The sequence below is a fragment of the Brevibacterium picturae genome (genome assembly GCF_030453725.1).
GTDB lineage: Bacteria > Actinomycetota > Actinomycetes > Actinomycetales > Brevibacteriaceae > Brevibacterium > Brevibacterium sandarakinum_A.
This window is the reverse complement of sequence record NZ_JAKDJU010000109.1, coordinates 1-10,160: the sequence shown is the minus strand read 5'-3', so window position 1 is coordinate 10,160 and position 10,160 is coordinate 1. Positions and strand designations below refer to the sequence as shown.

Annotated in this window: 10 protein-coding genes; 6 read left to right on the top strand and 4 right to left on the bottom strand. The window is 65.3% G+C overall.

Features of this window, described 5'->3' with window-relative positions:
- The first annotated feature begins 97 nt into the window (after nt 1-97).
- Nucleotides 98-604 (top strand): DUF2306 domain-containing protein, encoded by a 507-nt coding sequence (locus L0G76_RS11060; protein WP_304357287.1) that lies wholly within the window; start codon nt 98-100, stop codon nt 602-604.
- On the opposite strand, the gene L0G76_RS11055 is transcribed toward L0G76_RS11060, so the two are convergent.
- Nucleotides 550-876, bottom strand: coding sequence for a GNAT family N-acetyltransferase (locus tag L0G76_RS11055; RefSeq protein WP_304357286.1), 327 nt, complete (start codon nt 874-876; stop codon nt 550-552). The genes L0G76_RS11060 and L0G76_RS11055 overlap by 55 nt on opposite strands.
- A gap of 169 nt (nt 877-1,045) precedes the next feature.
- Between L0G76_RS11055 and L0G76_RS11050 the strand changes: the two genes are divergently transcribed.
- Nucleotides 1,046-1,633: a GNAT family N-acetyltransferase gene (locus tag L0G76_RS11050; RefSeq protein ID WP_304357285.1), complete on the top strand. Its 588-nt coding sequence runs from the start codon at nt 1,046-1,048 to the stop codon at nt 1,631-1,633.
- A 92-nt stretch (nt 1,634-1,725) separates the two neighbouring features.
- On the opposite strand, the gene L0G76_RS11045 is transcribed toward L0G76_RS11050, so the two are convergent.
- From L0G76_RS11045 to L0G76_RS11035, 3 genes are all read right to left on the bottom strand, one after another.
- Nucleotides 1,726-3,144, bottom strand: coding sequence for an SLC13 family permease (locus L0G76_RS11045; RefSeq protein ID WP_304357284.1), 1,419 nt, complete (start codon nt 3,142-3,144; stop codon nt 1,726-1,728).
- 182 nt (nt 3,145-3,326) lie between these two features.
- Nucleotides 3,327-4,688, bottom strand: coding sequence for an NAD(P)/FAD-dependent oxidoreductase (locus L0G76_RS11040; protein ID WP_304357283.1), 1,362 nt, complete (start codon nt 4,686-4,688; stop codon nt 3,327-3,329).
- Between the two features lie 182 nt (nt 4,689-4,870).
- Nucleotides 4,871-5,992 carry a YeiH family protein gene (locus tag L0G76_RS11035; protein ID WP_304357282.1) on the bottom strand — a complete coding sequence of 374 codons (1,122 nt, stop codon included), beginning with the start codon at nt 5,990-5,992 and terminating at the stop codon, nt 4,871-4,873.
- Between the two features lie 86 nt (nt 5,993-6,078).
- Here L0G76_RS11035 and L0G76_RS11030 point away from each other — a divergent pair, with 86 nt between their 5' ends.
- From L0G76_RS11030 to L0G76_RS11015, 4 genes are all read left to right on the top strand, one after another.
- The gene (locus L0G76_RS11030) at nt 6,079-6,996 is read left to right on the top strand and encodes a LysR family transcriptional regulator (RefSeq protein ID WP_304357281.1); all 918 of its coding nucleotides are present in this window, start codon (nt 6,079-6,081) and stop codon (nt 6,994-6,996) included.
- A gap of 178 nt (nt 6,997-7,174) precedes the next feature.
- A complete protein-coding gene (locus tag L0G76_RS11025) occupies nt 7,175-8,332 on the top strand; it encodes a trans-sulfuration enzyme family protein (RefSeq protein WP_304357280.1) in 1,158 nt (385 codons plus the stop codon).
- The gene (locus L0G76_RS11020) at nt 8,332-8,901 is read left to right on the top strand and encodes a GNAT family N-acetyltransferase (protein WP_304357279.1); all 570 of its coding nucleotides are present in this window, start codon (nt 8,332-8,334) and stop codon (nt 8,899-8,901) included. The genes L0G76_RS11025 and L0G76_RS11020 overlap by 1 nt, the downstream gene beginning before the upstream one ends.
- Nucleotides 8,902-9,105: 204 nt before the next feature.
- Nucleotides 9,106-10,104 carry a cytochrome c oxidase assembly protein gene (locus tag L0G76_RS11015; protein WP_304357278.1) on the top strand — a complete coding sequence of 333 codons (999 nt, stop codon included), beginning with the start codon at nt 9,106-9,108 and terminating at the stop codon, nt 10,102-10,104.
- The last annotated feature ends 56 nt before the right edge of the window (nt 10,105-10,160 follow it).

The window sequence follows — 10,160 nt, the reverse complement described above, 5'->3', positions numbered from 1 at the left end:
CAGCGTGCGCGGTGCTGTCAGCGACTGTTTCTCGGATAGCAATCAGGGCCTTGCTATCTACGTTGCCGCCCTTGGTTAGTGAAACTATCTTAGGTCTATGACGACGATGTTCATAGCAATCCACGCTCTTGCCGCCTCTGGCGTTGTGCTCTTGGCCCCTGTCCAGATCATCCGGCGGACCAAGGATCGCAAGCACAGATGGATCGGGCGATCATGGGTCGTCCTCATGTACCTCGTGTGCGTGAGCGGAATGTTCATCTACACCCTCAGCGGCAGCTTCACGGTCTTCCACGCGCTCGCGATCTTCACCTTCGGCACCACAACCGTCGGAGTCATTGCGATCCGGAGAGGAAACATCCGCAGGCACATCGGGATGAAGATCGGATCATGGCTCGGCGCGCTGACGGCGGGCGCCTTCGCCGCGATCATTCCGGGCAGGGAGATACCGCAGCTGGCGGTCGCCGACCCGGGTCTGCTGTGGGGCGCCGTTGCAGCAATCGTCATCGCCGCCACGGTCTGGGTCGGCTACGTTCTCAAGTTCGTGCCGACTCAGGCGCGCAGCTCGTCGAACTCGGAGTTCTTGCGGAAGAACTCCATGACATAGGAACAGGTCGTACGGAACTTCAGGTCCGCCTCGGCGCTGGTCTCGAGGGCGAAGCGCACCAGATGTGCGGCGATGCCGCGGCCACCATAAGCGGGGGACACCTCGGTGTGGGTGAACGTGCGCACTGCGGATTCGGACGTGTCATCAGGGCTGGCCTCGCGGTCGATGTAGTCGACGTGTCCGATGACCTTGTCGTCGTGGCTCACCGTGAAGCGAGACGCCGCGATGTCCTGGGCAAAGGTGTACGTCTCGTCCGAGATCTCGAGGTCCATGAACGCTCCTAAAGGCGAAGGTGTCGGTCATCTCCATGCCAGCACGTGGATGAGTCAGTCCTGATACATGAAACTATAGTTGTGTTCCCCATCGAGCGACTAACCTGATGAGCAACCCGTTCTTTCGGCCGTTCCCGGCGACGGCCAGACATCCTCAAGGAGCCGACCTATGTCCTCTCGCGCCCCAGCCACCATGGTCGATGCTCACACGCTGATCCTGCACGAAACAGGCTTCGAAGTCAGCGAACTCAGCCTCGACGACATCGACGACTACGTTGAACTCGTCGCCTCCGCCTACCGTGGTGAGCCCTCGAAGCAGGGGTGGACGACCGAGGCGGATCTGCTCAGCGGCCAGCGACTCGACGCCGATATGGCCCGCGAGATGCTCGCCGAGCCCGATGCGTCGATGATCCTCGTCCGGTCCGCCGAAGGGCAGGCTGTGGGCAGCGTCTACCTGCGCGAACCCGTCGACGGAATCGCCTACCTCGGTGTGCTCGCGGTCTCCCCGGTGGGACAGGGCCAGGGCGTGGGATCGGCACTGATGAACCTCGCCGAGGCGTGGGTGGCCGAACGCTGGAACGCCCACTCGCTGCAGATGAGCGTCATCAACAAGCGCACCGAACTCATCGCCTACTACGAGCGCCGCGGCTATGAACGCACCGGCGACGTCGAGCCCTTCCCCTACGGTGACGACCGCTTCGGTGTGCCGCTCGTCGATGACCTCGAATTCGTCGTTCTGGTCAAGCCGCTGAGCTGAGAGCCATCAACGCAGTGACAGACGCGCATGGTGCCCAGCGAAGTTCGCTGGGCACCATGTGCATCTCGGGAGGCGGGGAGGAGGCGTGTCCCTCAGAAGATCATGGCCGGCACGACGAGTCCGCCGACGAGGACGATGGGTCCGATGATGACCATCGACATGCCGAACTTCACGAGGATACGCGTCAGCCGTGCCTTGCTGTCACCCGGAACCGTGGCCACGACCGTGGCGCCCAGCGTTGAGAACGGCGAGACGTCGACGACGGCCGAGCACACGCCCAGTGCTGCGATGAGAGCCCACCCGGGGACTCCGCCGGCAGCGATGAGCGGCAGCGCCAGAGGCACGAGTGCGGCGAGGATGCCGGTCGTCGATGCGAACGCGGAGACCAGTCCGCCCACCACGCAGAGCACGAGGGCGGCGATGAGCGGCGAACCGATCGCCTTGGCGCCCTCGCCCAGGAGGTCGACGGCGCCCATGTTCTGCAGCACGCCGACGAAGGTGATGATGCCGCCCACGAGGAGGACGGTCGACCAGTCGATCTTGGGCAGCGCGGCCTTGCCGGTCTGGGGATCGGCAAGCGAGAGGATCGCACCGAAGAGGAAGCACAGCAGCCCGATGTCCGGTTCCTTGCCGAACGCGGCCAGGACGACGACCGAGCCGATGAGGCCGACCATGAGAACGACGGTGAGGATCTGCACGAATGAGAAGGGCCCCGATTCGGCGCTCGCCGAGGAGCTGGAGGAGTCGAAGAGGGCTTCGTCCTCGTCGTCCTCACCGAAGGCCACCTTGGTCGCCGAGGCGGACCCGCGCGAGATCGTCGAACCGGCACCTTCGCCGGTGGTTCCGAATTCGTTCGCCCCGGCAGCGTCCGCTCCGAAGTGGGCAGAACCAGCCGCGGCCATGGCAGACTTCTTGCCGAAGAGCGAGCGACCGAACATGAAGTAGGCGACGGTGAGCATCACGATGTAGACGCCGACAGCGAGGCCGAAGAGCAGGAACGGGGACAGGTTGATTCCGGCGTCATGGGCAGTGCTGTAGGTGACGATGCCGTAGAGGCTGGTCGGGGCGAACCCGCCGGCGCCGATGGCGAAGCAGATCGCCAGGCCCATCAGTGCGAAGTCGACTCCGTATTTGCGGGCCACCTGCATGCCCACGGGCATCATGACCAGACCGGCCAGGGGCGCACCCATGGCAGCGATGCACGCGGTGATGACGAAGAAGACGGCCGGCAGCAGGACTGCAGAGGAGCCGACCTTCTCCAGCGCCCAGTCGATGATCTTGTCGACGGTCCCGTTCTCCTGCGCGATCGCGAAGAAGTAGGTGACGCCGGCCAGCAGGATCATGATGGACAGTGGGAATTCGGCGATGATGTCATCGACGGTCATGTCGGTCAGGAACAGGCCGGTTCCGGCCGCGCCGACGAGCATGAGCACGCCGATCTGTACTCCGCGGATCGCGCCGATGGCGAAGAGCGCGATGAAGATCAACAGCGCAATGATTTGTACGAGCATGGGTCCCCAATAAGGCTGAAATATCGCTGAGCGAAACTGGTTGATTCGCTGAGTGACACTACCACCTCAGTACGGGCAGGGGCGGTTGCTTCCACGGCAACGGCCGATATTTCCCGTCTATCGGCACTTGGATGCGCTCGGGCGTGCTCGGCGGGGTCGGAATCAGCCGGGTTCCGGTGAGCTCAGCCCATGACGTTTCCGCTGGTTCCCGCCGGACTCCGCAGACGCGAGAAGGTTCCCAGATTCAGTGTTCGTCCCGTGCGTTCCAGCGGAAACTGGACGGGATCATCGTCGTGGTCATGGCCGTTCTCGACGGCGTCGATGAGGCCTGCCATGATCTCGCCGACCATCGGCGCATTCTTGAATTGGTTGCCGCTGGTGCCGACCGCCAGATAGAAGCCGTCGACCTCGGAGCGGTCGTAGATGGGAGTCCAGTCGGTTGAGGCGTCGTAGACTCCCACGACTCCGCGGGCCCGGTTCGGGATCGTGATGTCGTTGAAGCGTTTGGCCGCTCGCAGCGCCTGAGTCTCGAACTGCTCGGGACGAACGCTCAACGTGACGGCGTCAGGGTCGTCGATCCACTCCAGTTCGTCGCACTCGGGCTCTGTGCCTCCGATGAGAAGCTGCCCGCCCACCTCGGCGCGCATATAGGTTCCGACGCCGGCGTCCAGGATCGCGGGGATGGGGGAGCCGTCGCTGCGGATGACGGTCGATTCCGCCGGCAGGGTGTGCACCTCTTGGCGCAGGGGAGTGAGCGAGATTCCGTGGTCCGATCCGACGCCGGCGAGCTCGTTGAGCTTCGATGACCAGGGCCCTGCCGCATTCACGACGACGTCGGCGTCGAGAAGGCGGCCGTCGGCGAGGCTGATGGTCCAAGTCGGGCTCGGCTGATCGGTGCTGCTCTCTTTGCAGTCGGCGCCCGGTGCATCGCGGTTCGCATCGGAGGCTCCGTGCTGCAGTCCGAGGACTTCGGCGTTGTAGAGGAAGGTCGCACCGTGTCGCCCGGCGGCGCGGACAAAGTTCTCCGTAGCCAGCACCGGGTCGGAGATGTACCCGCCGTCCGGTGTGTACAGTGCCGTCGCGGGTTCCTCGCTCTCGTCGAGGAACGCCGGATCATCGGGGCGCACCGGCGGGAAGTGGTTCGAGGTGTCGACGCCGGGCAGCTCACGGGCGAGATCGGCCGCATCCCACTCGGCATAGGGAATCGCAAGGTCCTCGAAGTCGGTCCGCACATTGGCCGGGAGCAGACCGGGAATATCGATGACGGCCATTCCAGTGCGGATGAAGTCCGCGACCGGCTCCGACTCCGGTGCTTCGACATGCTCGCGCAGATTCTCCCACCGGTGCTTCGACTCCCAGGCCAGGGCGATGGAGTCCCGCAGCGAATAGGTGAAGCGGACGATCGCGCTGGTGGCTCCGGTCGAGCCTTGGGCCGGTCCCGGTTTCTTGTCGACGACGGTGACCGCGTAGCCGCGTTTGGCCAATGAGTGGGCGATTGATGCCCCCATCACCCCGCTGCCGACGACTACCGCCTTCGCGCTCATTGCTGGACCTTTCGCCTGCCTACTGATTCGACCTGTCGCCCACGGTCGGGGTCGTAGCCTCGACCGCGGTGAGGCACGACCTGCCGACCGCGGCCGGCTTCGACTGTGCCGATCATCGTAGCGAGATCCTCGTCTGCGCGACACCTGATCTCAGCATTCAGGTCAGGTGGAGAGCTCAGTGCTCAGGTCAGGAGGAGGGCGCCGCCCAGTGCGATCACGGCAACGATGAGAGTCGTCGTGGCTGCCAGACCGATGGGCCCCGCGCCGAGGCTCTTCAGCGAACGCCATTGCACCCCGCGACCGAGGGCGAACATCGCCATGGCCAGGCACACGGTCTGGAGCCAGCCCAGGCCGGAGACCGCGACGTCAGGCAGCAGTCCGAAGGTGCGCAGGCCCGCCATGAGGAGGAATCCGAGCACGAAGAGCGGAACGATGGGAGGACGTCTTCCCGCCGCCGGGGCGGACGGCGGAGGCGAGGCCTGGGAACCTGACGTGGACTGCGGGGGCGACGAGGACTGAGCAGACGACGAGGACTGAGCGGTCGACGAAGACTGCGGGGCCGCCTCGGCGGGGGATGTCACCGATGCCCGCTCCCGGCTTTCGTTGCGGCGCATCACCATGCTGAGCACGGCGACGGTCGGGGCGAGCATGATGACGCGGGAGAGCTTGACGAGGACGGCGACCTGGAGAGCTGCGGGACCGATGATGCCGCCGATCGCGACGACCTGCGCAACCTCGTGCGTGGACGCTCCACCCCACATGCCGGCAGCGTCGGGGGCCAGCCCGAAGGCGATGCTCAACGAGGGGATGACAGCGATCATCAGGGTGCCGAAGAGGACCACAAGGCCGATCGCCGCCGCCACGTCCTCCTTCTTCGCCTTCAGCGTCGACTCGACCCCGGCGACAGCTGCGGCCCCGCAGATGCCGAACCCACAGCCGATGAGCAGCGCAAGGCTCGAATCGACGCGGAACGGACGGGCCAGCAGCAGGCCGGCGATGATGCCGACGGCGACGACGACGGCGGCGAGCACGAGGACCAGCCAGCCGAGCTCGAGGATGTCGCCGAGGACGACCTGCGCACCCAGGGCGACGATGCCCAGACGCAGGAGAGGCTTGGCCGCGACGTCGAGCCCGGGCCGGAAGGTCTGCGGCAGCTCGGGGAGGACGTTTCCGACGATGATTCCCAGGACGATGGCGATGAGAAGAGGGGACAGGACGGGGGCCATCAAGGAGATGGGCCAGGCGATCGCGGTGGCCAGCGCGGCGACTCCCAAACCGGGAAGCAGACGGAGAACTCTATTCATGAGTTCAGTCTGTCAATCGGCACCGGAATCCGGTAGACGGCAATAACGGACCAACCCATATCGGCTTGATATGGCATCATTGATGTATGCGGGATCTCAGCAGAATGCAGGACTGGCCCGAGCTTCCGGCTCTGGGGCTGCTGGTGACTCTGAGCGCGAGCGCTCAGTCCATCGGGCAGGCCGCCGAGGCGATGGGGCTGGCCCAGCCGAACGCCTCACGCAGCCTGCGCAACCTCGAGCGGGACCTCAAGGTGCCGCTGCTGCGGCGCTCGCCGCGGGGAACCGAGCTCACCGCCGAAGGCCACGCCGTTGCGCAGTGGGCCTCGAAGGTCCTCGACGCCTATGCCGATCTCAACGCGGGAACCCGCGCCATCCAGGATGCCCGGGCCGGTACCGTGCGCGTGTCCGCCTCGCTGACCGTGGCCGAATACCTGCTGCCCCGGTATCTGACGACGTTCACCGTCACGCATCCCGACATCGATGTCGGCCTGGCAGTCGAGAACTCGGCCGCAGTCATCGCGGCCGTACGTGAGCAGCGCTGCGACCTCGGTCTCATCGAGTCCGTGTCTCTGCCGCAGGATCTTCCCGCCGAGGTGGTCGGACATGATCGCCTCATGGTAGCGGCCGCCCCCGACTTCGCCACCGCATGGACCGCGCCGATCGGCGCCGAGGCGTTGGCGGACATTCCGCTGCTGGTCAGGGAGGTCGGATCGGGAACGAGAGAGGTCCTCGATGCTGCCCTTGCGCAGGTGGGTGGGGCGAGCGTGGCGGGGGAGTATGCGTCGAATTCGGCTCTGAAGATCGCCGCGGCCACCGGCCTCGCGCCGGTCGTTCTCTCGGAGCTGGCACTGCGCGATGACTTCAGTGCTCGGCGCCTGGTTCCGCTTCCGGTTCAGGCCGGCGTCTCCCTTGATCGCGAGCTGCACGCAGTGTGGTCGCCCGGTCGTCGACTTTCAGCGGGGGCCAGAGCACTGCTGGAGCACATGGTGCGCGTGCGCGACTGAGATCTGCGTGCACGATTGAGATCTGCGAGCACGCCTGAGGCATGGTGCACGCGCACGACTGAGATCTGCGAGCACGCCTGAGATCTGCGAGCACGCCTGAGGCATGGTGCACGCGCACGACTGAGATGTGATTGAGACGTCAATGCGGAGTCGTCGGCATACGGCATATATTGGGACGATGACCTCCCGAGAACCCTCCTATGCTCCCGAAACCGTCCTCGTCGATGCGGGCCGCCCGGACCGCCGCGACGGCGCCTCGGTGAACCCTCCCATCGAACTGTCCTCGACCTTCGTCGGCAGCGGCGAGATCGATCATTCCGACTATGTCTACGGTCGGTTCTCGACTCCGGCGTGGACTCCGTTCGAAGAGGCACTGGCTGAACTCGAACATGCCGAACTGCCCGGACTGGTCTTCGGTTCGGGACTGGCCGCGATCGCCGCTGCCCTCAGCCTGGTCCCTCGCGATGGCACTCTGATCATGCCCCGGCACTGCTACCAGGGATCACTGGAGTCCGCGGGAGAGCTCGCCGAACGCAGCGGATTCACCCTCACCACCGTCGACATCGCCGACACCGCAGCCGTCGTCAACGCACTCGATGACGTTGCTGCCGCCTCGGCGATGCTGTGGATCGAATCTCCGACGAACCCGATGCTCGAAGTCGCGGACACACCCGCACTCATCTCCGCCGCGCGCGATCGCGGCATCCTGACCGTCGTCGACAACACCTTCGCCACTCCGCTCCTGCAGACACCGCTCGACCTGGGGGCCGACGTCGTTGTCCACTCCGTCACCAAATACCTCGCCGGACACTCGGACGTCGTTCTCGGCGCAGCTGTGACCAGCAGCGAAGATCTGCACAAGCGGCTTCACAGCGAACGCTCACTGCGGGGAGCAATTGCCGGACCCTTCGAAGTCTGGTTGGCGCTGCGGGGACTGCGGACGCTGTCGGTGCGCATGGAGCGAGCCCAGGCCAATGCCGCGCTCATCGCCGAACGCCTGAGTTCGCACCCCAGCGTCGTCGAGACCCGCTACCCGGGCCTGCCCGGCGATCCCGGGCATGAGCGTGCGGCAGCGCAGCTGTCGGGATTCGGTGCGGTCGTCGCCTTCTGCACCCAGACCGCGCAACAGGCCACAGCCGTCGCCGAGGCGGTCCGGGTGTGGACGCCGGCCACTTCCCTGGGCGGAGTGGAGTCCCTCATCGAACGCCGTCGGCGCAATGCCTCGGAACCGGAGTCGGTCCCCGATGGTCTGCTGCGTCTGAGCGTGGGCATCGAACACGCCGACGACCTGTGGAACGACCTCGACGCGGCACTCCGCACTGCCCACGGCGCTTGATGACTGAGCCCTTCGTGCTCGACCGGCCCGGTCTTCAGGATCTGGACGAGGTATTCGAGATCTACAGCGATCCCCGTGTCTGGACGCACTTTCCCAGCGGTCGGATGGCGAAGCGGGAGGAAGCCGAGGCGTTCCTGCTCACCCGCATCGCCGATTGGGAGATCGATGGTCTCGGGATCTGGATCGTCCGCGAATCGGAAGGCGGTCCGGTGCTCGGAACCTGCGGCTGCGGTGTGAGGCGCATGCCTTTGGCCGATGAATGGAGCCCGGACCGGGTCGAGGCGCATTGGAACCTCGGCTACCGCTTCAGGCCAGAGGTCCAGGGACGCGGCTATGCCAGCGAGGTCTCGCGTCTGGGCATCTCCCGTGCCCAGGAGCTCAAGCCGGAGCTGCCGGTCATCGCCTACCTCCTCGAACACAATGTGGCCTCACAGAAAGTGGCGGAGAAGGTCGGTCTGAGCCTGCGGCATCGTGCCCCGGACGCAGGCAACCCCGATCCTGAGGCGATGCGCTTGGTCTTCGCCGACCGGGCTCTGACCGCGAGTCAGCTGACCGTCGCGCTGGCCTGAGCGGGCTGCGAGGCCGGGCACGTCACTGGCCTGAGCGGGCTGCGAGGCCGAACACGTCACTGGCCTGAGCGGGCTGCGAGGCCGGACACGTCACTGGCCTGAGCGGGTGACGTGCCGCCGCATCAGGCGTACGGTGGTACCGCAACGCACTTCTACGACGCGTAGAAGTCATGGCCTGAAGATGTCACGCGGGAGGCGGCGATCATGCATGAGCACGGGATGAGCGGAGTGATGTGGCACCCGACGCTCCCGCCGACGTTCCTGCGAGTCATCGACTGGCACCCGCAGCCGATCCCCATCATCGTCATTGTCGCGGCCTTCGGCCTGGTGCTGTATCTCTTCTGCGTGTGGCTGCTGCACCGCCGCGGAGTGCGGTGGCCGATCTCGCGGCTCATCTGGTGGACCCTGGGCATCGCCACCGTCATCCTCGTCGACGGCACGGCGTTGAACGGCTATGGCATGGCGCTGTTCAGCATGCACATGATCCAACACATGATTCTGTCGATGCTCAGCCCCATCCTGCTGGTTCTGGGCGCACCGATCACGCTGATGCTGCGTGTCCTGCCGGCCGGGTCAGGTCGGTGGAATGCGCGCCGGGTGATCCTTGCGATCGTCCATAGTCCCGTCATGCGTGTGCTGACGAACCCGGTCGTGACCACCCTGTTGTTTCTGATGAGCTTGTACGGGCTGTATTTCACGCCTGCCTTCGATTGGCTGATGTCGACGATGTGGGGACACAACCTGATGTTCATCCACTTCGTGGCCATCGGGATGCTCTACTTCTGGAACATCTTCGGAGTCGACCCCTCACCGCGAACCAGCAGCAAGCGGAAAGTTCGCATCGATCCCACCGTTGTGCAGGTCTTCGAGATCGTGGCCACCGTGCCGTTCCATGCGTTCTTCGGCATTGTCGTGATGATGTCGACGACCCTGCTCACGGACTTCTACCACATGCCGATGTGGGGTATCGATCCATTGGACGACCAGTTCCTCGGCGGTGGCATCGCGTGGGCATTCACAGAGATCCCGACGCTGATCATGCTCGGGGTGCTGGTGCTCAAATGGCAGAGATCTGATGAGCGCCTCAGTCGCCGGCTCGACCGTCAGGCTGCCAGGGACGGCGATGCGACGCTGCGGGACTACAACGCCTATTTGGCTTCGCTGGCCGAGGCGGATCAGCGCGACCGACGCCACAGGGCGTGACCACAACGGGTCCGGCGAACGTGGCAACGCCACGGCGGCCCGGCGAACGTGGCAAC